Annotated in this window: 25 protein-coding genes; 16 read left to right on the top strand and 9 right to left on the bottom strand. The window is 32.9% G+C overall.

Annotated elements, in window-relative coordinates:
• Window positions 1-2 precede the first annotated feature (2 nt).
• The 3 genes from J2Y38_RS03675 to J2Y38_RS03685 form a co-directional block, all read right to left on the bottom strand.
• Window positions 3-506 carry a hypothetical protein gene (locus J2Y38_RS03675; protein ID WP_309839669.1) on the bottom strand — a complete coding sequence of 168 codons (504 nt, stop codon included), beginning with the start codon at window positions 504-506 and terminating at the stop codon, window positions 3-5.
• 23 nt (window positions 507-529) lie between these two features.
• A complete protein-coding gene (gene prmC / locus J2Y38_RS03680) occupies window positions 530-1,396 on the bottom strand; it encodes a peptide chain release factor N(5)-glutamine methyltransferase (protein WP_309839671.1) in 867 nt (288 codons plus the stop codon).
• Window positions 1,397-1,472: 76 nt separating this feature from the next.
• Entirely contained in the window at window positions 1,473-1,964 is a 492-nt protein-coding gene (locus tag J2Y38_RS03685) for a GNAT family N-acetyltransferase (protein WP_309839673.1), read from the bottom strand.
• A gap of 126 nt (window positions 1,965-2,090) precedes the next feature.
• Here J2Y38_RS03685 and ribD point away from each other — a divergent pair, with 126 nt between their 5' ends.
• The 3 genes from ribD (at window position 2,091) to J2Y38_RS03700 (ending at window position 4,474) form a co-directional block, all read left to right on the top strand.
• A complete protein-coding gene (gene ribD / locus J2Y38_RS03690) occupies window positions 2,091-3,140 on the top strand; it encodes a bifunctional diaminohydroxyphosphoribosylaminopyrimidine deaminase/5-amino-6-(5-phosphoribosylamino)uracil reductase RibD (protein ID WP_309839675.1) in 1,050 nt (349 codons plus the stop codon).
• Entirely contained in the window at window positions 3,133-3,735 is a 603-nt protein-coding gene (locus J2Y38_RS03695) for an HAD family phosphatase (RefSeq protein ID WP_309839677.1), read from the top strand. The genes ribD and J2Y38_RS03695 overlap by 8 nt, the downstream gene beginning before the upstream one ends.
• A gap of 106 nt (window positions 3,736-3,841) precedes the next feature.
• Complete coding sequence (locus tag J2Y38_RS03700; protein WP_309839679.1) at window positions 3,842-4,474, top strand: YigZ family protein; 633 nt, start codon at window positions 3,842-3,844, stop codon at window positions 4,472-4,474.
• A 31-nt stretch (window positions 4,475-4,505) separates the two neighbouring features.
• Here the strand turns inward: J2Y38_RS03700 and J2Y38_RS03705 are convergent, their stop codons facing one another.
• A complete protein-coding gene (locus J2Y38_RS03705) occupies window positions 4,506-4,910 on the bottom strand; it encodes a thioesterase family protein (RefSeq protein WP_053474055.1) in 405 nt (134 codons plus the stop codon).
• Window positions 4,911-5,096: 186 nt separating this feature from the next.
• Between J2Y38_RS03705 and dnaA the strand changes: the two genes are divergently transcribed.
• The 12 genes from dnaA to scpA all read left to right on the top strand — a co-directional run bounded on the left by dnaA (window position 5,097) and on the right by scpA (window position 16,216).
• Window positions 5,097-6,524 carry a chromosomal replication initiator protein DnaA gene (gene dnaA / locus J2Y38_RS03710; protein ID WP_011921525.1) on the top strand — a complete coding sequence of 476 codons (1,428 nt, stop codon included), beginning with the start codon at window positions 5,097-5,099 and terminating at the stop codon, window positions 6,522-6,524.
• 9 nt (window positions 6,525-6,533) lie between these two features.
• Entirely contained in the window at window positions 6,534-7,001 is a 468-nt protein-coding gene (locus tag J2Y38_RS03715; protein WP_309839683.1) for a low molecular weight protein-tyrosine-phosphatase, read from the top strand.
• A gap of 73 nt (window positions 7,002-7,074) precedes the next feature.
• Window positions 7,075-7,788, top strand: a complete 714-nt coding sequence (locus tag J2Y38_RS03720) for an SAM-dependent methyltransferase (protein ID WP_073484276.1) — start codon at window positions 7,075-7,077, stop codon at window positions 7,786-7,788.
• Between the two features lie 214 nt (window positions 7,789-8,002).
• The gene (locus J2Y38_RS03725; RefSeq protein WP_309839724.1) at window positions 8,003-8,248 is read left to right on the top strand and encodes an energy transducer TonB; all 246 of its coding nucleotides are present in this window, start codon (window positions 8,003-8,005) and stop codon (window positions 8,246-8,248) included.
• A gap of 229 nt (window positions 8,249-8,477) precedes the next feature.
• Entirely contained in the window at window positions 8,478-8,894 is a 417-nt protein-coding gene (locus tag J2Y38_RS03730; RefSeq protein WP_309839684.1) for an energy transducer TonB, read from the top strand.
• A gap of 45 nt (window positions 8,895-8,939) precedes the next feature.
• Complete coding sequence (locus tag J2Y38_RS03735; RefSeq protein WP_309839686.1) at window positions 8,940-10,067, top strand: methionine aminotransferase; 1,128 nt, start codon at window positions 8,940-8,942, stop codon at window positions 10,065-10,067.
• Window positions 10,068-10,141: 74 nt separating this feature from the next.
• Entirely contained in the window at window positions 10,142-11,023 is an 882-nt protein-coding gene (locus tag J2Y38_RS03740; protein ID WP_053474060.1) for an SDR family oxidoreductase, read from the top strand.
• A gap of 275 nt (window positions 11,024-11,298) precedes the next feature.
• Entirely contained in the window at window positions 11,299-11,907 is a 609-nt protein-coding gene (udk, locus tag J2Y38_RS03745; protein ID WP_056201596.1) for a uridine kinase, read from the top strand.
• 207 nt (window positions 11,908-12,114) lie between these two features.
• On the top strand, window positions 12,115-12,447 hold the full coding sequence (locus J2Y38_RS03750; RefSeq protein ID WP_053474062.1) for a septum formation initiator family protein: 333 nt from the start codon (window positions 12,115-12,117) through the stop codon (window positions 12,445-12,447).
• A gap of 16 nt (window positions 12,448-12,463) precedes the next feature.
• On the top strand, window positions 12,464-13,831 hold the full coding sequence (locus tag J2Y38_RS03755) for a methylmalonyl-CoA mutase subunit beta (protein WP_309839690.1): 1,368 nt from the start codon (window positions 12,464-12,466) through the stop codon (window positions 13,829-13,831).
• The gene (locus tag J2Y38_RS03760; RefSeq protein ID WP_309839692.1) at window positions 13,831-14,022 is read left to right on the top strand and encodes a hypothetical protein; all 192 of its coding nucleotides are present in this window, start codon (window positions 13,831-13,833) and stop codon (window positions 14,020-14,022) included. Before J2Y38_RS03755 ends, J2Y38_RS03760 begins: the two co-directional genes overlap by 1 nt.
• 55 nt (window positions 14,023-14,077) lie before the next feature.
• Complete coding sequence (gene scpA / locus J2Y38_RS03765; RefSeq protein ID WP_309839694.1) at window positions 14,078-16,216, top strand: methylmalonyl-CoA mutase; 2,139 nt, start codon at window positions 14,078-14,080, stop codon at window positions 16,214-16,216.
• Between the two features lie 50 nt (window positions 16,217-16,266).
• On the opposite strand, the gene J2Y38_RS03770 is transcribed toward scpA, so the two are convergent.
• From J2Y38_RS03770 to dapF, 5 genes are all read right to left on the bottom strand, one after another.
• On the bottom strand, window positions 16,267-16,911 hold the full coding sequence (locus J2Y38_RS03770) for a hypothetical protein (protein WP_053474066.1): 645 nt from the start codon (window positions 16,909-16,911) through the stop codon (window positions 16,267-16,269).
• A gap of 99 nt (window positions 16,912-17,010) precedes the next feature.
• Complete coding sequence (locus J2Y38_RS03775) at window positions 17,011-17,928, bottom strand: DUF2279 domain-containing protein (RefSeq protein ID WP_309839697.1); 918 nt, start codon at window positions 17,926-17,928, stop codon at window positions 17,011-17,013.
• 2 nt (window positions 17,929-17,930) lie between these two features.
• A complete protein-coding gene (gene mltG, locus J2Y38_RS03780) occupies window positions 17,931-18,971 on the bottom strand; it encodes an endolytic transglycosylase MltG (RefSeq protein ID WP_309839699.1) in 1,041 nt (346 codons plus the stop codon).
• Window positions 18,972-18,981: 10 nt separating this feature from the next.
• A complete protein-coding gene (locus J2Y38_RS03785; protein ID WP_073484255.1) occupies window positions 18,982-19,515 on the bottom strand; it encodes a GNAT family N-acetyltransferase in 534 nt (177 codons plus the stop codon).
• An 83-nt stretch (window positions 19,516-19,598) separates the two neighbouring features.
• The gene (dapF, locus tag J2Y38_RS03790) at window positions 19,599-20,381 is read right to left on the bottom strand and encodes a diaminopimelate epimerase (protein ID WP_309839702.1); all 783 of its coding nucleotides are present in this window, start codon (window positions 20,379-20,381) and stop codon (window positions 19,599-19,601) included.
• A gap of 171 nt (window positions 20,382-20,552) precedes the next feature.
• Between dapF and J2Y38_RS03795 the strand changes: the two genes are divergently transcribed.
• Window positions 20,553-21,953, top strand: coding sequence for a trypsin-like peptidase domain-containing protein (locus tag J2Y38_RS03795; protein WP_053474071.1), 1,401 nt, complete (start codon window positions 20,553-20,555; stop codon window positions 21,951-21,953).
• Window positions 21,954-22,071: the final 118 nt, after the last annotated feature.

Here is a 22,071-nt window from a genome sequence, read left to right on the forward strand (position 1 = left end):
TTTTACGTTTCCTGCAAGGTTTTCATAAGTTTTCTTTTCTCAACTCCTATTATGTCAAATTCAAAATAGTTCTCGAACTCAATTATTTCATGAGGCTGTTCATTTAGAATTGTATCTATTGTCTCACCATCAAATGTTATAGTTTCAGCAAATAGATCATCTACAATTAAAATACAATTTTCGTGCAAATAAAAAAAAGGAAAATCTAAAGAGTAATCAACTACATTTCTTTTCAATTTTCTGTTTTTCAAATCAATTATTCCCCATTGATAAATGAATCTGAAGAAAATTAAATCTATATTTTTGAAATAAACAAAATTAAAATCGTCTAATTTCAAATTATTTTGATTGAGCAGAAATTTTGCAGTAATGTTATACTCTGGCTTTTCTTCAAACTCAAAATCAACATAGCAAATCTTTAAATCTGAAGAATCATCAGAAGGAATTTCGATATCAAATCTTTCATATATTTGATGTGCATTAAAATTCCTAATTTGTAATTTCATTTTTTGCTATTGAATAAAAATCCCTACAAGGTTTTGGAAACCTTGCAGGAAATCATGCGGTCGTTATCATAAATATCTTTACGAAGATCGATGTTTATAAAATCCATTTTACCTAGCAAATCGATCATTTCTTTTCCTAAATACTGATTGATTTCAAAGTACAATTGTCCGTTTTCCAAGAGATTATTATGTGCTAGAGAAGCTATTTTTCTGTAAAAAACCAATGCATCATTATCATCTACAAATAATGCCAAATGCGGTTCGTAGTCGAGAACATTTTTCTTGATTTCTTCTTTTTCAAGATTTCGCACATAAGGCGGATTTGAAACAATTACATCAAATTGGCATTTCAATTCTTCTGTTTCTAAAATATCCTGAAACATAAAAGTAACATCTACTTTATTTCTGTTCGCATTTCGTTTTGCAGTTTCTATTGCTTTTTTTGAAACATCTATGGCATATACATCTGCGTAAGGCAGATTTTTAGCCAATGAAATAGCAATACATCCGCTTCCGGTTCCGATATCAAGAATTTTTAGTTTTTTGGTTTTATCAAGCGATTTATTTTCATTAATAATCCATTCGACCAATTCTTCTGTTTCCGGTCTCGGAATCAAAACATTTTCGTTTACTTCAAATTCTAAACCGTAAAAACTGGTTTTACCTAATAAATACTGAATTGGAACTTCTTTTTTTAACTGTGCTAATAATAGTTCCCAAACAGCAAAATCAGACTCAGAAAAAAATAATTCATGATTTAGAGCCAAATCTATTTGACGCAGCCTGTGTTTATCTTCTAAAATTAAATAGAAAAAACTTTCCGCTTCGTACGCATCGTACAAAGGAGATAACTCTTTAATAAACTGAGTACGATATTGTTTAATTTTCATTGCGTTTATTGCGTATTATTTTTCAGCCAAAGCTAATTATTCTTCACATAAATTTTACAAAACCAACTCATTAAAATCAGTTCTGCAAATCTTTCAACATCCATACTGGGCAAGAATTATGCCCGGTACAACCCATTGGTGCATCTAAATATTCAAAGCCTGATTTTTTATATAATTTTTGAGCCGCATGCATAAACGGCATTGTTTCTATGTAACATTTTTCAAAACCAAAATTCCTTGCTTCATTTAGACATTCATCCATCATTTTACTTCCAATTCCTAATCCGCGAACTTCTGGTAAAAAATACATTTTTTGCAATTCACAAATTTTTGAATCTCCATTTTCTAATGGCGCAATTCCGGCACAGCCTAAAATTTCGCCTTCACTTTCAACTACAAAATAGACTGATTGCGGTTTATTGTATTCTTCAAACATTAAATCTAAATATGGGTCTTCATAAGCGGTTCCCACTTTTGAAATCTCCATTTCGTCAAAAACGGATCGTATTAATTTCGCAACTGCCTGATTGTCTTCTTTTTTAATTTTTCTGATAACCCAATTTCTCATTTTATTTTTTCACTTGTATCTACAAAAATAAAAATACTTTTCCGATAGTTTCATAACATTTTGTTTTGTTTCGCAACAATAATTACAATATTAGACTCAAAACTCAAAAATAATTACTTTTGCAGGGTGAATATACATGAGAAATATATCAAACGATGCATTGAACTTGCTAAAAATGGTTTTGGAACAACTTATCCAAACCCAATGGTAGGAAGTGTAATTGTTTATGAAGATAAAATTATAGGCGAAGGCTGGCATAAAAAAGCCGGCGAACCACACGCCGAAGTAAATGCGGTTCGATCTGTAAAAGATAAATCGTTATTAAAAAAAGCAACCATTTATGTGAGTTTAGAACCTTGCTCTCATTTTGGAAAAACGCCGCCTTGCTGTGATTTAATTATTACAAATGAGATTCCGAATGTGGTTGTTGGAACGGTTGATCCAAATGAAAAAGTGGCAGGAAGAGGAATCAAGAAACTAGTTGAAGCCGGAGCAAATGTAACCGTAGGCATTTTAGAAGACAAATGCAACGAACTCAACAAACGCTTTTTTACTTTTCATCAAAAAAAGAGACCTTATATTATATTAAAGTGGGCCGAAAGTCAGGACGGATTTTTAGCTCCCGAAAAAGAAGAGGATCAGGAACGTAAACCGGTTTGGATCACTAACACCTATTCCCGACAATTGGTTCATAAATGGCGAAGTGAAGAACAGGCGATTTTCGCCGGCACACAGACGGTTGTTAATGATAATCCGAAATTAAATGTTCGCGATTGGTCAGGAAATAATCCGGTTCGGGTGATTTTAGATCAAAACAATCGAATTTCAAAAGATAGTTTTGTTTTTGATGATAGTGTAAAAACGATTGTATTTTCGAAATCTGAAAACAATGTTTCGACTGAAAATACGATTTTTGAGAAGATTGATTTTAACAAAAACCTGATTGAGAATATTTTATTTGTTTTATATCACCATCAAATTCAGTCTATAATTATTGAAGGCGGAAGACAGACTCTGCAGTCTTTTATAGATCAAAATATTTGGGACGAAGCGAGAATTTTTGTTGGAAAAAACACTTTTGAAAAAGGGACAAAAGCACCGGAACTTCAAAAGAAAAATACCATTAAAACTTATATTCAAAACGACGAATTAATATACGTAAGGAATTATGATTGATACGATAATTTTTGACTTTGGAGATATCTTCATCAATTTAGACAAACAAGGAACGATTTCAGGATTGCAAAATTTAGGTTTGACAGAATGGAATACTGAACTAGACCGTTTGAATTTATTGTTTGAAACCGGAGATATTTCATACGATGATTTTATAGGCGGATTTCAGAAACAGCTTCCTAATGCATCAGTTGAAGAAATCATGAAAGCGTGGAATGCGGTTTTAGCTGATTTTCCTTCTTATCGATTGGATTTCTTAAAAGAGCTTTCAAAAAAATACCGTTTGTTTTTGTTGAGTAATACTGATGCTATTCATATTGCTACTTTTGAAAAAACGGTTGGGATTCCTTTTTATACTGATTTTTATAATTGTTTTGAAAAAGTTCATTTCTCTTTTGAAATTAGAAAACGAAAACCAAATGCGGAGTCGTTTCAACATTTAATTGACGAGCATAATTTAATTCCTGAGCAAACGTTATTTGTTGATGATAAAAAAGATAACACGGATGCTGCTGCAGCTTTAGGCTTACATGTTTGGAATTTACAAGTTGGCAAGGAAGATGTTGTTGACTTGTTTGACAAAAACATAATATAATATTTAGCCACAGATTAAAGGGATTAAAAGGATTTTTTAACTGTTGTAAATAATCTGTGTGAATCCTTTTAATCTGTGGCTAAAAAAACAATTTAGAATTTTAAGTTTGGAATATAACGATACGTATCAAACCATTGCCAGTGCATCTGAAGAAGTTCTTTTTAAGGAAAAAGGAAGTAAATTCTTTGGTTACGCATTTCCTATAGAAACCGAGGATGAAGTAAAACCGATTATTGAAGACTTAAGAAAACTTCATCCGCATGCTGTACATTATTGTTACGCTTATCAATTAGGTACGGCTCCAAAAATTTCGTATCGTGCAAACGATGATGGCGAACCAAGTAATACTGCCGGCGCACCTATATATGGACAAATACAATCTTTTGGAGTAACCAACATTCTTATAGTGGTGGTTCGTATTTTTGGCGGTACAAAATTAGGCGTTGGCGGCTTGATCGCAGCTTATAGAACAACAGCGCAAATGACATTAGAAGTTTGCGAAATTGTTGAAAAAACAATTGATGTTCAGTTTTTAATTTCTTTTGATTATAAAAATATGAACAAGGTAATGCGTGTTATAAAGGAGAAAAAATTGGACATAATTTCTCAGGAAATGGAAATCGATGAAGATTCAGGACTGCCAATTGGTAAGATAATGACTAAAACACGAAAAAAAAATGCCGAATCTATATTCGACATTTTTGATTTAATGTTTGAAATCGATATTAAAATTGTGTAATTTAGTATAAAAACGTGCTTCGTTTTAACAATTACGTTAGCGTTTTGAACAATTCCAAAATATAATCTGGAGGGGCAGTTGGGCGACCCGTTTTTAACGAAATAAATACTAAAATAAACACTGCGGTTGTTAATAACTCATTTGCTTCATTATAGATTTCGCAGTCGAATTCGATCTTAACAGACGACTGACTTTTGAATGTTGTATGAATTGTTAAAAGTTCATCATAACGCGCTGATTTTTTATAGTTGATCTGCATCGAAACAATTGGAAGTCCAATTCCGCTTTCTTCCATGCTTGCATACGAAATCCCTTTATTTCTAAGCCATTCCACACGTCCAATTTCAAAATAAGGCACATAATTTCCGTGATAAACGACCCCCATTTGGTCAGTTTCGGAGTAACGAACACGCACTTGCGTTTGATGATTTTTCATTATTTATACATTAAAAAATTTAAAATTACTGAAGTTCTCTTACAACATTTTTTTATAAAATTAGATACCAAAATATTTTTTTTTACAGAAATTTGTTCACATATTTGTTATCCTGAAAAACGGAAAAATTTTGCTCCTATTTTATAGGAGAATCTTTATCAATAATAAAAAAATTTATTTGAATCTATGACTAAAACTGCTCAATCGGTATGGGAAAACTGTTTGTCTTTTATAAAGGACAATATTCAAGATCAAGCATACAAAACTTGGTTTGAACCAATCAAATCAGTTGAGCTAACCGACAACGCGTTATATATTCAAGTACCAAGTAAATTTTTCTACGAATGGCTCGAAGAGCATTACGTAAAATTATTGAAAGTTGCGCTTACCAAAGAACTGGGAAAAAACGCAAAGTTACTCTATAAAATTAAAATGGAGAACACTTATGGAAATAAACAGCCGTTTACCGAGCAGCTGCCAAGTTCTAACAGAGTTCCTATGAAACCGCAAGAAGTTGATGCTCCGTTTAAAAATTTAAATCCTGAACTTAAGAATCCGTTTGTAATTCCTGGTATCAGAAATTTAAAAATTGAATCTCAGTTAAATCCTAATTACAGTTTTGATAATTTCCTTGAAGGGGATTCAAACCGTTTAGCTCGTTCTGCAGGTATGGCTGTTGCCAACAAACCCGGAGGAACTTCATTTAATCCGTTATTGATTTTTGGAGGAGTTGGTTTAGGAAAAACACACTTAGCGCACGCTATTGGGGTTGAAGTAAAAGATAAATATCCTGAAAAAACGGTTTTATATATTTCTGCCGAAATTTTCACACAACAATATATTGATTCGGTTAAAAAGAATAATCGTAATGATTTCATTCACTTTTACCAATTAATCGACGTTTTGATTATTGATGATGTTCAGTTTTTATCTGGAAAATCAGGAACTCAGGACGTATTTTTCCACATTTTCAACTATTTGCACCAAAACGGAAAGCAGGTAATTTTAACTTCTGACAAAGCTCCTGTAGACATGCAGGATATTGAGCAGCGTTTATTATCTCGTTTCAAATGGGGATTGTCTGCAGAATTGCACCAGCCTGATTATGAAACCCGTATCTCGATCTTAAAAAACATTTTATATCGTGACGGTGTTGATATGCCTGAAGACATTTTAGAATATGTTGCACGGAATATCAAATCTAACGTTAGAGAATTAGAAGGTGCCATTATTTCATTAATCGCTCAATCTTCTTTCAACAAAAAAGAAGTGACGATTGAATTAGCGAAAAGTGTAGTTGAGAAATTTGTTAAAAATGTAAAGAGAGAAATCTCTATTGATTATATCCAAAAAATTGTGTCTGATTATTTTCAGCTGGATATTGAAACACTTCAATCTAAAACCAGAAAAAGACACGTTGTTCAGGCAAGACAATTGGCCATGTTTTTTGCAAAGAAATTTACAAAAGCTTCTTTGGCAAACATTGGTTCACAAATTGGAGACCGCGATCACGCTACCGTTTTACATGCTTGTAAAACCGTTGATAATTTAGTTTCTACAGACAAACAATTTAAAAAATTTGTCGAAGACATCAACAAAAAACTAACGCTATAAACGCGAATCATGCCAGTAAAAGTTTTAATGGTTTGTTTAGGAAATATTTGCAGATCTCCTTTAGCAGAAGGAATTTTAGCATCAAAATTACCTAAAGATAAATTTATTGTTGATTCTGCAGGAACAGGATCATGGCATATTGGCCACGCTCCAGACAAACGTTCGATTGCTGTCGCCCAAAAAAACGGTTTATGTATTGACGGTCAAAAAGGAAGACAATTTAAAGCTTCAGATTTTGACGAATTTGATTATATCTACGTTATGGACAGTTCGAATTTACGCGACGTCCTTCATCTTGCCAAAACTCCTGAACATAAAAATAAAGTTCGTCTTATTCTGAACGAATTATTTCCAGACGAAAATGTAGATGTTCCGGATCCTTATTACGGAGCAGTTAACGGATTTGATAATGTGTATCAAATGCTGGATGAAGTCTCAGAAATTATTGCCCAAAAACTTATCGAAAAACATTCATAATTAAATTTGTATTTCAATTGCTATTTATAGAATTGAAATACATTTTTTGTTTTAATTTATAAAATATCTCAAAATGAAACTTCTCGGAAAACTATACTTAATTCCAACCACAATGGGCGAAAGCGATCCGATGGATGTTTTACCACAAACCGTAAGAAGAGCAATAGAACTTATTGACCATTATATTGTTGAAAATGATAAAACAGCCAGAAAATCTATAAAAGCAGTTTATCCTGAAAAAAAACAATCGGAATTGGTACTTTTTACCCTAAATAAAAGAACAGAACCAAGCGAACATTTAGATTTTATAAAACCTTTGTTAGAAGGAAAAAATATGGGACTAATGAGCGAAGCCGGATGTCCAGGCGTTGCAGATCCCGGCGCTGTGATTGTAAAACTGGCACATGAAAAAGGAATTCAGGTTGTTCCATTAGTTGGGCCTTCTTCTATTCTATTGGCGATGATGGCTTCTGGAATGAATGGTCAGAGTTTTACTTTCAACGGTTATTTACCAATTGATAAGGACGAGAAAAAATCGGCATTGAGGCATTTTGAGAAATTATCTCAGGATAAAAACCAATCGCAGATTTTTATTGAAACACCTTATAGAAACAATAAATTAGTTGAAGATATTTTGCAAATCGTAAATCCTTCAACACATTTATGTATTGCAACTGATATTACGCTGCCAACAGAGTTCATAAAAACAATGAAAATTTCGGATTGGAAAAAATTAAAAGTAGATTTACATAATCGACCGACGATTTTTATTATTCATAAAATGTAAAACTTAATTCTTATCATTATTATGAAGGAGTTTTTAATGTTGATTTTAATTTTTGCTGTTCAAAAAACATTTTCTCAAAAGGAAAACATGAAAATTTGCACCCCCTAAAAATAAAATTGAAGCTTCTAATACTGACGAAAATAAAATTTATAATCCTCTAGACATAGAAATAAAACCAGAATTTTCTGGAGGACAGAAAGAACTTGATAAATTCATTAAAGAAAATTATAAAAACCCAAAAGATAAAACACTCAAAGGAAACGTATATGTGACTTTTATAATAGAAAAAGATGGTTCATTAAGTGATATTAAAGTATTAAGAGATATTGGTCTTGGAACTGGCGCAGAAGCCATCAGAGTTTTAAAAACATCTCCTAAATGGATTCCAGGAAAACAAAATAACAATGTGGTTAGAGCTTTATATTCATTACCAATTCCTGTAAATAACTTCCTAAAATGATGCTTTTACAAAAGTTTTAAATTGTATTTCATATCTTGCTAAAGTTTTCTTTAATCAAATTTCACCATGAGCAAACTTCCAAACATAACCACAAGCATTTTCACGGTAATGTCAAAATAACAGCCGAATACAATGCAATCAATCTTTCACAGGTCATTAAAATTTAACCTTCACAATCAACCCACAATTTTTATTATTCATAAAATGTAAGCTAACCTAAAACCACCTTATGAAAAAGTTTTTAATCCTGATTGTAATTTGTTTTGCGCAAAATGCATTTTCTCAAACTGAACCACCTAAAGAATATATAAGCGATGCTGAAAAAGCTATTATTGAAGGAAATCAAGTTTACAACACAGCAGGAATAGATGTAAGACCTGAATTTCCTGGAGGTGTAGAAGCTATGAACAGTTTTATAAAACAAAATTTCAAAAGCCCAAAAGAAGGTTTAAAAGGAAAGGTATATGCTATGTTTATTATTGAAAAAGACGGATCATTAAGCGATATTAAAATTTTAAGAGATATTGGATACGAAACGGGTGCGGAAGCTATTAGAGTTATAAAACTATTTCCCAAATGGAGTCCGGGAAAACAAAACAACAAAAATGTTAGAGTCCTCTACTCCATACCAATGGTAATAAATTAAGTTTTTTTTATTCACTCACAAGTTTTTCCCAAATCAAACTTTATCATGAGTAAACTTCCAAACGTAACCACAAGCATTTTTACGGTAATGTCAAAAATGGCAGCCGAATACAATGCAATAAATCTTTCGCAGGGATTTCCAAACTTTCCTGTTGATGAAAGATTAACAGATATTGTTGCCCGATTATCAAAGGAAAACGTCCATCAATATACACCAATGGCTGGTTATCCTCCGTTGATGAACAAAATTGCGAAGCTAACTCAGAGTTCTTATAACAGAACAATAAATCCCGATTTAGAACTTTTAGTTACGGCTGGCGCAACGCAGGGAATTTTTACTTCAATTTTAGCTTTGGTAAAAGAAAATGACGAAGTAATTATTCTCGATCCAAGTTATGATTCCTACGAATCTCCGGTTTTACTATGCAAAGCAAAACCTGTTCGTGTAGCGCTAAACGACGATTATACTCCAAATTGGGAAACAATCGAAAAAGCCTGTTCTGCAAAAAGCCGAATGATTATCATCAATAATCCGCATAATCCAACAGGAAAAATATTGAATGAGGCTGATTTTCTTCAGCTTGAAAAAATACTTTCAAAATATCCAGATATCATTGTTTTATCTGATGAAGTTTATGAATACATCACTTTTGAAGAAAAACATATTTCGGCACATACCAAAACCTTTCTTTTAGATCGCTGTGTTATGGTTTCCTCTTTCGGGAAATCATTTCATATTACAGGCTGGAAAATTGGTTACACGATTGCTCCCGAATATTTAATGAAGGAAATCAAAAAAGTACATCAGTTTTTAGTTTTCAGTGTCAATAGTATTTCACAATTTGCGATCAGCGAATATTTAGATGTTGTTGATGTCAATTTACTTGGGAAATTCTATCAGGAAAAAAGAGATTACTTTCAAAAACTCCTTAAAAACAGCAAATTTGAATTAAAACCATGCGAAGGAACTTATTTTCAGGTTGCTTCTTATGCCAATATTTCAGATGAAGATGATGTAACATTCTGCAAAAATCTAATCATCAATCACGGTGTTGCTGCCATTCCTATTTCAACTTTTTACTCTGATCATAAAGATCAAAAATTAATACGTTTTTGCTTTGCCAAAGACGATTTTACTTTAGAATCTGCCGCAAAAAAACTATGTGATATATAAAGTTTATCAAAATTTTATAACAATATTATGCGTGCATCCTATTTTTTTAATTAATATTGTAAAAAAAGAAAAGTATGAGCTATACAGATAAAATGTTACGTGACGACGCTTTAAAAGGAAAAGTTATTGTAGTTACAGGCGGCGGAAGCGGTCTAGGAAAAGCAATGACTAAATATTTTCTTGAATTAGGCGCACAAGTTGCGATAACTTCAAGAGATTTAGAAAAGCTGAAAACTACTGCGGCAGAGCTTGAAAGTGAAACTGGCGGAAAATGTTTACCGCTTCAATGTGACGTTCGTCATTATGAAGAAGTAGAAAATATGCTTCAGGAGACTTTAAAAGTTTTTGGAAAAGTGGATGTTCTTTTGAACAACGCAGCCGGAAATTTTATTTCTCCAACAGAACGTTTATCTGCAAATGCATTTGATACTGTTATAGATATCGTACTTAAAGGTTCTAAAAACTGTACGCTTGCCTTTGGAAAACACTGGATTGATACCAAACAAACATCGGCAACGATTTTAAATATTGTAACAACTTATGCCTGGACAGGTTCTGCTTATGTGGTGCCAAGTGCGACTGCAAAAGCTGGAGTTTTAGCCATGACAAGAAGTCTTGCTGTAGAATGGGCAAAATACGGAATTCGTTCTAATGCGATTGCTCCGGGACCATTCCCTACTAAAGGTGCATGGGACAGATTATTGCCGGGAGATCTTTCAGAAAAGTTCGACATGGCAAAAAAAGTGCCTTTGAAACGTGTTGGAGATCATCAGGAATTAGCCAATTTAGCAGCTTATTTAGTGTCTGATTTCTCTGCTTATGTAAATGGTGATGTCATTACGATTGACGGCGGTGAATGGTTAAAAGGTGCCGGACAATTCAATTTATTAGAAGCAATTCCCGAAGAACTTTGGGATCAGCTTGAAATGATGATTAAAGCAAAGAAGAACAAATAATTACAAGTGCTTACTAAATTCAGAATATTTTATTAAAACTATACTGATTGCACCAAATCCCGAAGGTTTACTTTCGGGATTTTTTTTATGTTTTTCACCAAATAAGTAACAATCTTTTAACCATATAAGTAATATAAGTTCAGTTAAGTATTGTTTTACTTAAATATTTTGCTGCTTAAATTTACTTACATTACTTATATGGTTAAATTACATAATATGTTTAGCAATTCAGTTAAATTATTATTTTTGCCAAACAAATATCAAACAAAAATTTTATGCTCATTATTGGACTTGCAGGAGGAACAGGAAGTGGAAAAACAACGGTAGTACACCAAATCATGAACGAATTACCAGACACTGAAGTGGGTGTAATTTCTCAGGATTCGTACTATAAACAAACCGATAATTTATCATTTGACGAAAGAGCATTAATTAATTTTGATCATCCGCGTGCAATCGATTTTGAATTATTGGTAAGACATCTCAAAGCTTTAAAAGCGGGAGAAACTATCGATCAGCCAGTTTATTCTTTTATTCAGCATAACAGAACTGACGATACGGTTTCAACACATCCAAGAAAAGTAATGATTGTTGAAGGCATTTTAATTTTGACAAATCCGGAATTACGTGAACTTTTTGATATCAAAATTTTCGTTCATGCAGATTCAGATGAAAGATTAATTCGTCGTTTAAAAAGAGATATTTCAGAACGCGGACGTGATATCGACGAGGTTTTAAACCGTTATCAAAACACGTTAAAACCTATGCATGAGCAATTTATCGAACCATCAAAAGCATTTGCAGATATTATTATCCCAAATGATAAATACAATACTGTAGCAATTGATGTAGTTCGCGCTGTAATTAATCAGAGAATTTCATAATTTTTATCGTAAATTTAAACCATAATAATTAGGAGCTGATTCCCGTTATACGTTTCAAACGAAGTTCACTGAACTCCGATTGAAATAAAAATTAAGTGAAGTAATCTTTTGTGTCTCGTTAAAGAAACGAGACACAAAAGATTACTTCACTACTATCGGGGCTAAAAAGACCAATCGAATTCAAAAGAAATAATAGGTTTATAAAAAATGAAAATAAAAAATCCATATAAAGACAAAAAGTGGTTCAAATATCTAGGCAATAAATATGTCTGGGTTTTGCTGTTTTTTGTAATCTGGATGTTATTTTTAGACAACTACTCCTATTTTGATCATCGCTTTTTAGACGGACAGATCAATGAATTACAGGACAATAAAAAATATTATCAGGAAGAAATAAAAAAAGATCAGGAACAGATCAAACAACTTAAAAATCCTGAACAAATAGAAAAATATGCTCGCGAAAAGTACTTTATGAAAAAAGACAGCGAAGATATTTACATCATCCAGTTTGAAGGAGATACCATTCAAGATAAAGAATAAACACAAAAAATACTAAATGGCCACTAACCTGTTCGACGATTTTAATCCGATTTCATCCAAACAATGGAAACAAAAAATTCAGTTTGAATTAGATGGAGCCGATTATAACCAAACCGTAATTTGGAATTCTCCAGAAGATATTCAGGTAAAACCTTTTTATCACAGCGACGAGTTTACCAAAAGTGCTGCTGTTCATACTAAGGCTTCAGAGTTTAAAATCTGTCAAAACATATTTGTTCATGACGTTGAAAAATCTATCAACAGAGCCATAAATACGATTGAAAGAGGTGCCGAAAGTTTACGTTTTACGATTCAAAACGAAAATACCGACATTCAAAAATTATTAGAAAATCTTCCTTTAGAAAATAGAACCGTTTATTTTCATTTGAGTTTCATCTCAATCGATTTCGTAAAAAAACTGGACGCTATTTCTGCACAAAAAAGCGCAACTTTTTATTGCAATCTTGATCCAATTGGACAATTAGCCCGCGACGGAAACTGGTTTACAACATCGGATAAAAATAATTTTGAAACGCTTGAAAAAATATCAAACCAAACCAATCTCCCATTTTTAAGTGTAGATTTAGGTTTGTATCAAAATTCAGGAGCAAATATTACTCAGCAAATTGCCTACAGTTTAGCCCATGCCAATGAATATTTAAACCGTTTCTCAACTTCAGTAAAACCAATTGTTTTTGAAATATCAGTTGGAACTAATTACTTTTTTGAAATTGCAAAACTTCGTGCTTTGCGAATGCTTTTCAAATTAATTGCTGCAGAATACAATCCTGATATAGATTGTCATTTTTTGGTTACGCCAACCAAACGAAATAAAACTATTTACGATTATAATGTCAATATGCTTCGAACCACAACCGAATGTATGTCAGCAATATTAGGCGGAGCCGATGCTGTGGCTAATTTGCCTTACGATGCTTTATATCATAAAGACAACGAATTTGGAGATAGAATTGCCCGAAATCAGCTTTTAGTTTTAAAACATGAAAGTTATTTTGACAAAGTCGATAATCCAGCCGACGGAAGTTATTATATTGAAAGTTTAACGATGCAATTGGCAGAAAAGAGTTTAAACTTATTTAAAGATATTGAAGCTGACGGAGGTTTCCTGAAACTTTTGAACGACGGAACGATCAAAAAGAAAATTCAGGAAAGTGCCACTAAAGAACAGGAATTATTCGATTCTAAAAAAGAAGTTTTATTAGGAACCAATAAATATCCTAACAAAGAAGACAGAATGAAACATGATTTAGAATTGTTTCCTTTTGTAAAAATAAAACCTAGAAAAACATTAATTACACCAATTATAGAAAAAAGATTAGCTGAGAAATTGGAACAAGAACGTTTAGAATCTGAAGAAAAATAATGAAAACACTTAAAATTATTACAAGAATTATTTTGGTGATTTTAATTTTATTATCTCTTTTTATGTGGCTAATCATAGGTGCATCAAGTCATAATATAAAAACAGAAATGAGAGTTCTGCCATTAATTTTTGCTTTAGTATTTGCAATTTTTCTTTATTTAACTAAGTATATAAAACGAAAAGAAAATTAAGACCATAAAAGAAATTGAAAGCGAATTGAACCTATTCTAAGAAATAATTTTAAAATTGAGAAAAGACCTTAAACATATAAAGTTAGAAGTTAAAAGTCATGAGTTAAATGAACAAACTCATAACTCAAAACCCATAACTCATAACTTCACCACAGCCGAAGGAATTGAACTTAAAAAAAGCTATTCTGAAAAAGATATAGAGGATTTAGAATTTCTGGATTTCGGAGCTGGCTTTACACCCAATTTACGCGGGCCTTACGCTACCATGTATGTTCGTCGTCCGTGGACGATTCGCCAGTATGCCGGATTTTCGACTGCTGAAGAAAGTAATGCTTTTTACAGACGAAATCTTGCAGCAGGTCAAAAAGGACTTTCCATAGCTTTTGATTTACCAACGCATCGCGGTTACGATTCAGACCACGAAAGAGTTGTTGGAGATGTTGGGAAAGCCGGAGTTGCCATCGATTCTGTTGAAGATATGAAAGTATTATTCGATCAAATTCCGTTAGACGAAATGTCGGTTTCCATGACTATGAACGGTGCCGTTTTACCCATTATGGCATTTTATATCGTGGCAGCCGAAGAACAAGGTGTTGAACTCAGCAAACTTTCGGGAACCATTCAGAATGATATTTTGAAGGAATTCATGGTGCGTAATACTTATATTTATCCACCAACGCCTTCAATGAAAATTATTGCCGATATATTTGAATTTACAAGCAAAAAAATGCCGAAGTTCAATTCTATCTCAATTTCCGGATATCATATGCAGGAAGCCGGAGCAACAGCTGATATTGAATTGGCTTATACTTTAGCAGATGGTTTAGAATATATTCGAACCGGATTATCGACTGGAATGACGATTGATGAATTTGCTCCACGCCTTTCTTTCTTTTGGGCAATTGGAATGAATCATTTTATGGAAATTGCAAAAATGAGAGCCGGCCGAATGATTTGGGCAAAACTATTACAGCAGTTTAATCCAAAAAGCGATAAATCATTAGCATTAAGAACGCATTGCCAAACTAGCGGATGGAGTTTAACAGAACAAGATCCGTTTAATAATGTAACCAGAACTTGTATTGAAGCAACCGCTGCAGCATTTGGCGGAACACAGTCTTTGCATACCAACGCACTCGATGAAGCAATTGCTTTGCCAACTGATTTTTCGGCGAGAATTGCACGAAATACACAGATTTATTTACAGGAAGAAACGAAAATTACCAAAACAGTTGACCCTTGGGGCGGTAGTTATTATGTAGAATCTTTGACCAATGAGATTTTAGAAAATACCTGGAAATTAATTGAAGAGGTTGAAGAATTAGGCGGTATGACAAAAGCGATTGAAGCCGGAATTCCGAAACTTCGAATTGAAGAAGCCGCAGCAAGAAAGCAAGCAAGAATTGACAGCGGACAGGATATTATTGTTGGTGTCAATAAATTTAGGTTAGAGAAAGAAGATCCGCTGCATATTTTAGATGTTGACAACCAAATGGTTCGTAAACAGCAAATAGAGCAGCTTGAGGATATTAAAGCAAAAAGAGATACTGAAAAAGTAAATCAATCACTGGAAAAATTAATTCATTGCGCTAAAACCGGAGAAGGAAACTTATTAGAAATCGCTGTTGAAGCTGCCAGAAACAGAGCAACATTAGGCGAAATAAGTGATGCCCTTGAAACTATTTTCGGAAGGTTTAAAGCGCAAATTAAATCATTTAGCGGTGTGTATAGTGCAGCAATAAAAAACGACGAGAATTTTGAAAAAGCAAAACAATTAGCAGATGCTTTTGCAAAACAAGAAGGAAGACGCCCAAGGATTATGATTGCTAAAATGGGGCAAGACGGTCATGATCGCGGTGCAAAAGTTGTAGCAACCGGTTATGCCGATGTAGGTTTTGATGTTGATATAGGTCCGTTATTTCAAACTCCCGCTGAAGCGGCAAAACAGGCTGTAGAAAATGATGTTCATATTTTAGGTGTTTCATCACTTGCTGCAGGACATAAAACATTAGTTCCGCAAGTTATTGAAGAACTTAAAAAACACGATCGTGAAGATATTATGGTAATTGTGGGCGGTGTTATTCCTGCACAGGACTATCAATTTTTATTTGATGCAGGCGCAGCAGCTGTATTTGGGCCAGGAACTAAAATAAGTGAAGCGGCTATTAAAATTTTAGAAATCTTAATTGACTAAAAATATTCAAAAAAAAATCCCGAATTATCATTCGGGATTTTTTTTAGTTTTTAATCGTTTATTGTCGCATTACTGTCTGCTTCAATAAAAGAAAGATCATAGCCGGCAAAATCTCGCATATAACTTTTTAAAGAAGTTCCGAAAGCATCTCTAAAATGCCTGTTTCCTCCATGTTTAAAAAAGTTTTTTACTGATCCTGCACCTCCTAAATGTGCAGCTGCTAAAATACCAGATTCTGTAATTTCGACACCATTAATAACTTTTCCTTCGTACTTTTCGATTTCATTACGTAAAATCCATTTGTTTTTGGATAATAACGCAACAAAAGCTTTTTCTTGTAATGCCGGATCTGTTAAGAAGTCTTTTTCATTTCTGACTCCAATGGCGCGTAATGCTTTTGAACCAAATTGATATTTCCCCATGTAACCCAGTGAGTTTACCATTCGGTATTTTCCCTGAGATTCTTTGAAAGCTACTGCTTCTTTAAAACCGATAAGATGATTTCCAGTGTATGGGACGTTTAGATTTACTTTAGGATAATCATCCTTTTCTAAAGATGGAAAAATGTATTCTGATCCATCTGTTTTTTCTGTTAGAAACCACGGTTTGGTTTCGACACTAAAGGGTTTAAAACCCAAACTTAAAAATGTAATAATAACGATTAAACTCGCATAAAAATACCACTTCTTTATCATAAATTGTTTTTCTTCAAAACGCTGTCACCTTTTTGAAATTTCTACGGTGCAAAGATAACGAAAAACAAAAAAATCTGATATTCAGCAGTTTAACTCAAATTAAAAATAGAGCGCATGTGCTTTAAAGCCTTTATTGGCGGAGTATTCGAGAGTTGGCGCCGGAATTTTTATTGTGTTGAAAACAGAAAAAATAGTTTTCAAAAAATGCGATTTTGTGTCAATTTTAGCTAAATTCACATCAAATGAAAGAAAAAACTGACGGTATCTTTCAGAGTTTTCGATCGAAATTGCAATATCGTCGTGAACATTTCCGGAAATCATTCCTTCGGCTCCATATCCAAAAGCAACATTCAGCCACTTTGGAATTTTACTCTCTTTTGCAAAAGAATGAAGATTGACAGAAAGCCAATAAGTTTGTCCGTTATAGTCTTTTAAAATCTGCTCATTTAATGATTTCCCTAAAAGATTCGGGCGCATACTTGCATATTGCGTTGTATGAAATGAAAATTTTGAAATGATACGCTGTTCTTTCCACAATAATTCTTGGGAAACATACAAACCTGTTCCGGTAGCGTTAGCAATAATATCACCCGGAGAAGCTCCCCATTGTGATGAATATCCATCTAAAACTTCAACTGCAGTTAAAAAGGCAAAACCCAAGCCTGCACCGTAAATTAATTGTTTTTTTTGATCTGCGCCACTCCAGTTCAGCATTTCAGCACCAAATCTTCCTAAATGATAAGCAGAATACATATGCCCCACTTTATCCATTTGAAGCCATTCATTGTTATCATTTATAAAATGAAACTTTGATCTTGGATAATCGGCATACCAAATTTGATTTAAACCCAATAAAGTAGCTGAAGCCAAAGCAGTTTCAGTTACTATTACTGTGTTTTGTCTTTTTTTATTTAATGTATCAGAAGGAGTTAAAAAGCTTTCAATCTTATTTTGAGAAAAAGATTGAAAGCTTAATATAAATAAAACCGATAATAAAAGGTATTCTTTTAAATTCAAAACTATCTTGTTACGCCTTGACTAGCAATCCAGTCTGAATATTTTTTTGCATTTTTTGTGTGCTCTGCATAATTTGAAGCAAATTCATGGTAACCAAAACGATCAACACTTGCACAAAAATAGATGTAATCGTTTTTCTCCGGATTTAAAACTGCTTCAAGTGCTGTAATATCTGCCATAGCAATTGGTCCCGGAGGAAGACCGATATTTACGTAAGTATTGTATGGAGATTTCATAACTAAATCATTATAAAAAACTCTTTTTATAACCTGATCAAAATTATTGTCTCTTAATTTTAAAGCATAAATTACGGTTGGATCTGCCTGCAATGGCATTTCTAAACGTAAACGGTTTAAGTAAACACCTGCAATACGAGGTCTTTCATCTTTTTTAACTGATTCTTTGTGAACAATAGAAGCCAAAATAGAAACCTGAACCGGAGTTAGACCTTGTTTTTTTGCTTCTTCAATTCTTTTATCTGTCCAAAAATTATGGTATTCCTTGATCATTTTATCACGGAATTTTTCTGCAGATGTGTTCCAATATACTTCGTATGTATTTGGAATAAACATGGCAAAAACATTTTCTTCATTAAATCCGTTGTCTGATAAAAATTTAGGATCTCTAAAAGCTTTCAATAAAGATAAACTGTCGGCTTCGATTTCAGAACCAACTCTTCCGGCAAAATTTTCCAGACGTTCCTGATTGTTAAAAGCTAATTTAACCGGAACATTTGAACGCATTGCACGAACTAAGTCAATGTTATTCATATCTTTTTTCAAAAGAAAACGTCCTGATTTTACATTTTCAGGGTAATTTCTTTTACTGGCAACCAGTTCAAAATTGTCAAAGTTTTTGATATATGGTTCTAATATTTTCTTTACATCAGTATAATTTGCTCCGGTTGGAACGTAAACGTAAACTTCTTTTTCTTCAAATTTTGTATTAGCACTAAAAATTTGGCTGATTAAAATAAAACCGTAAATCAGTAAAACAGAAATTACGGCTACGGCAGCTAGTGTGATTATTTTTTTTAATTTCAAAGCTATTAGTTTAAATGTTTTTATTGATTAACTGAAAGATTGCTTCGTCTTGATAGTGGTTATTTAGCAAAATCCAGTCTTTTTTAATTCCTATTTTCTCAAAACCAAATTTAGTAAAAAGAGCTATACTTGCTTCATTATTTGTACTAATATTTGCATAAAGCTGATGTAGATTTAAATTAAAAAAAGAATATTTAATAAGAAGTTCTAATGCCTCAGAACCAATATTTTGTCTTCTGTTTTTATTTTTTTGAATGACAATACCAACTCCTGCCCTGTTATTTCTTGGATCAAATTCAAATAAATCGATTAATCCAATCGCCGGAAAATCTTCGTCCTGACAAATTGCTAAGCGTAATTGTTTGGCTTCATAAATATCCTGTTGTGCATTTTCAAGATATTGACGAATCAAAAATCGACTATAAGGTGTATTGGTATTGCTGACTTCCCAAATGCTTTGATCATTTTCCATCGAATGCACAAACCCTAAATCTTCAGGTTCTAGTGCACGCAGATAAATGGTTTCGCCTTTGAGTGTGATCATTTTAGATTGCAGATTTTAGATTTTTGATTTTAGATTGCTGATTTTGGAATTTGTCTTCGACTTCGCTCAGACTGACATGTTGATTATATTTCAATTGTACCTTTGAAAACGAATTTTGCTGGTCCGGTTAGAAAAACATTTGTAAAATGATCTCCTAATTTATCAAAAGAAACGACAAGTTTTCCTCCTTCAACATTTAAGTTGATTGAAGTTTTATCTGTTTGTCCAATTGCATTCATGGCGATTGCTACGGCTGTTGCTCCGGTTCCGCAGGCTAAAGTTTCGTCTTCAACTCCTCTTTCATAAGTACGAAGTGAGAAAGTATCATCATCAACTTTTTTTACGAAATTAACATTGCTTCCTTTTTCTCCGTATAAATCTCCGTAACGAATCGCTGCTCCGTCTTCTTTTACATTATAATGTTCTAAATCGTCAACAATTTGTACGTGATGTGGAGATCCGGTATCTAAAAAAGTATAAGAATCCTTTTTTTGTATTTCATCTACATCAATCATTTGAAGCGAAACAATTGCATCATTTCCCACTGATGCATGGTGTAAACCATCTGTAGCAATAAAAGTAGTTTTATCGTCGATAACTCCTAACTGATTTGCAAAAGCTACCAGACAACGTCCGCCATTGCCACACATTGAACTTTGGTTTCCGTCTGAATTATAGTAAACCATTCTAAAGTCAGTTTCAGAATCATTTTCTAACAGAATTAAGCCGTCAGCTCCAATTCCGAAACGTCTGTCGCACAAGCGTTCAACCAACTTTACATCTTCTTTTGGGAAGAAATTAGATCTGTTGTCGATCATTACAAAATCGTTGCCTGTACCTTGATATTTATAAAATTCTACTTGCATTTTTTATTCATTAAGAAATACAAAAGTACGAAGAATCTATGAAGATTAATTAATGAAATGTTAATCAATGTTAAAGAGAGTTAAACCATTTTTTCAAATAATTTTTTGGCATAATTTTACGTTATAAATGTTAAAACAAATCCCTAAATAACTCAAAAACATAAATGTAATATGAAAAGATTTTCAACCTTATTTCTAGTTTCACTACTAAGCGGCGCTACTACACTTGGTGCTTACAAGTTATTATTTGACGGCAGTGATTCTTTTTTTGGAAAAGGAAACTCTGTTGTTACCCTGGCTCCTAATTCATACGGAAGAACCGTTGGATTACCCGGAGAAGCAGTTGATTTTACAGAAGCTGCAGATAAAACAATCCACACTGTTGTTCACGTAAAAAATGTTTCGAGAAGAACTGTCAGTAATCCTATGATGGAATTTTTCTACGGTTATGGCGGACAGCAGCAGCAAGAACAAGTAGGAACCGGATCTGGTGTTATTATTTCTGAAGATGGATATATCGTGACAAACAATCACGTTATCAAAGATGCATCTGAAATTGAAATTACTTTGAACAATAAAAAATCGTACAAAGCAAAATTAGTTGGTACAGATTCTAAAATGGACATTGCCTTATTAAAAATAAGTGCTGATGAAAAATTACCTTATACTGCTTTTGCAAATTCTGATTCGGTAAAAATTGGAGAATGGGTTTTGGCAGTGGGAAATCCGTATAATTTAACTTCGACAGTTACTGCCGGAATTGTTTCGGCGAAAGCCAGAAATTTAGACCAAAGCGGCATTCAATCTTTTATTCAAACTGATGCTGCTGTAAATCCAGGAAATTCTGGCGGTGCATTAGTAAATACAAGAGGTGAATTAATTGGAATTAATACGATGATTTCGTCTATGACCGGATCGTATGTTGGATATTCTTTTGCAGTTCCATCAAATATCGCTCGAAAAATTATTGAGGATATTATGGAATATGGAAATGTGCAAAGAGGAATTCTTGGTGTTGAAGGCGGTGAATTAAACAGTACAGCTTCAAAAGAATTAGGAATTACTGAAACGCAAGGTTTCTACATTAATAAAGTTTCTAAAAATTCTGGTGCCGAAAAAGCAGGTCTTACTAAAGGTGATATTATTGTAAAACTGGACGAGCAAAACATTTCGACTTTTGCTGATCTTTCAGGTTACATCAATACAAAACGCCCAAATGACGTTGTAAAAGTAACTTATATTAAAGATGGAAAAACTAAAACTGTTCCAGTTACTTTAAGCAAAAACGAATTTTTCAGTACTGAATTTAAAGGAATAGAATTAGAAAATATTGATGCTGCTGATAAAAAGAAATTCAAAATTGATTATGGTGTAAAAATCAAAAACATCACCAATGAGAATTTAATGCAGTATCAAAATGAATTACAGGGAAATATTATTTTGAGCATCGATAACGTAAAAGCAACAAATGTTGAAACTGTTTCTAAACTTTTAAATAAAAAAGACGAAGGACAAAGTGTACGCATCGAAATGATCAATAAAAATGGTGAAATATTTAGAATTATTATTTAGTCTCAGTTTACAGTCACAGTATTCAGTTCTTTGAAACTGTAAACTGTGACTGCGACTGAAAACTTTAAAAAAAGCCATCTTAAGAAATTAAGGTGGCTTTTTTATTTTGAAAAATAAA

Origin of the sequence: Flavobacterium sp. 2755 (assembly GCF_031455715.1) — a bacterium.
In the GTDB taxonomy this organism is placed as follows: Bacteria; Bacteroidota; Bacteroidia; order Flavobacteriales; family Flavobacteriaceae; genus Flavobacterium.

Bases quoted from the DNA above. Each gene is read 5' to 3' on its own strand.
- J2Y38_RS03705 (WP_053474055.1), bottom strand. From the start codon at position 4,910: ATGAAAAATCATCAAACGCAAGTGCGTGTTCGTTACTCCGAAACTGAC.
- J2Y38_RS03760 (WP_309839692.1), top strand. From the start codon at position 13,831: ATGAAAACACTTAAAATTATTACAAGAATTATTTTGGTGATTTTAATT.
- udk (WP_056201596.1), top strand. From the start codon at position 11,299: ATGCTCATTATTGGACTTGCAGGAGGAACAGGAAGTGGAAAAACAACG.
- J2Y38_RS03695 (WP_309839677.1), top strand. From the start codon at position 3,133: ATGATTGATACGATAATTTTTGACTTTGGAGATATCTTCATCAATTTA.
- J2Y38_RS03720 (WP_073484276.1), top strand. From the start codon at position 7,075: ATGAAACTTCTCGGAAAACTATACTTAATTCCAACCACAATGGGCGAA.
- J2Y38_RS03750 (WP_053474062.1), top strand. From the start codon at position 12,115: ATGAAAATAAAAAATCCATATAAAGACAAAAAGTGGTTCAAATATCTA.
- J2Y38_RS03785 (WP_073484255.1), bottom strand. From the start codon at position 19,515: ATGATCACACTCAAAGGCGAAACCATTTATCTGCGTGCACTAGAACCT.
- J2Y38_RS03795 (WP_053474071.1), top strand. From the start codon at position 20,553: ATGAAAAGATTTTCAACCTTATTTCTAGTTTCACTACTAAGCGGCGCT.
- J2Y38_RS03685 (WP_309839673.1), bottom strand. From the start codon at position 1,964: ATGAGAAATTGGGTTATCAGAAAAATTAAAAAAGAAGACAATCAGGCA.
- J2Y38_RS03755 (WP_309839690.1), top strand. From the start codon at position 12,464: ATGGCCACTAACCTGTTCGACGATTTTAATCCGATTTCATCCAAACAA.
- dnaA (WP_011921525.1), top strand. From the start codon at position 5,097: ATGACTAAAACTGCTCAATCGGTATGGGAAAACTGTTTGTCTTTTATA.
- J2Y38_RS03730 (WP_309839684.1), top strand. From the start codon at position 8,478: ATGAAAAAGTTTTTAATCCTGATTGTAATTTGTTTTGCGCAAAATGCA.
- J2Y38_RS03675 (WP_309839669.1), bottom strand. From the start codon at position 506: ATGAAATTACAAATTAGGAATTTTAATGCACATCAAATATATGAAAGA.
- dapF (WP_309839702.1), bottom strand. From the start codon at position 20,381: ATGCAAGTAGAATTTTATAAATATCAAGGTACAGGCAACGATTTTGTA.
- J2Y38_RS03715 (WP_309839683.1), top strand. From the start codon at position 6,534: ATGCCAGTAAAAGTTTTAATGGTTTGTTTAGGAAATATTTGCAGATCT.
- J2Y38_RS03735 (WP_309839686.1), top strand. From the start codon at position 8,940: ATGAGTAAACTTCCAAACGTAACCACAAGCATTTTTACGGTAATGTCA.
- J2Y38_RS03770 (WP_053474066.1), bottom strand. From the start codon at position 16,911: ATGATAAAGAAGTGGTATTTTTATGCGAGTTTAATCGTTATTATTACA.
- prmC (WP_309839671.1), bottom strand. From the start codon at position 1,396: ATGAAAATTAAACAATATCGTACTCAGTTTATTAAAGAGTTATCTCCT.
- J2Y38_RS03740 (WP_053474060.1), top strand. From the start codon at position 10,142: ATGAGCTATACAGATAAAATGTTACGTGACGACGCTTTAAAAGGAAAA.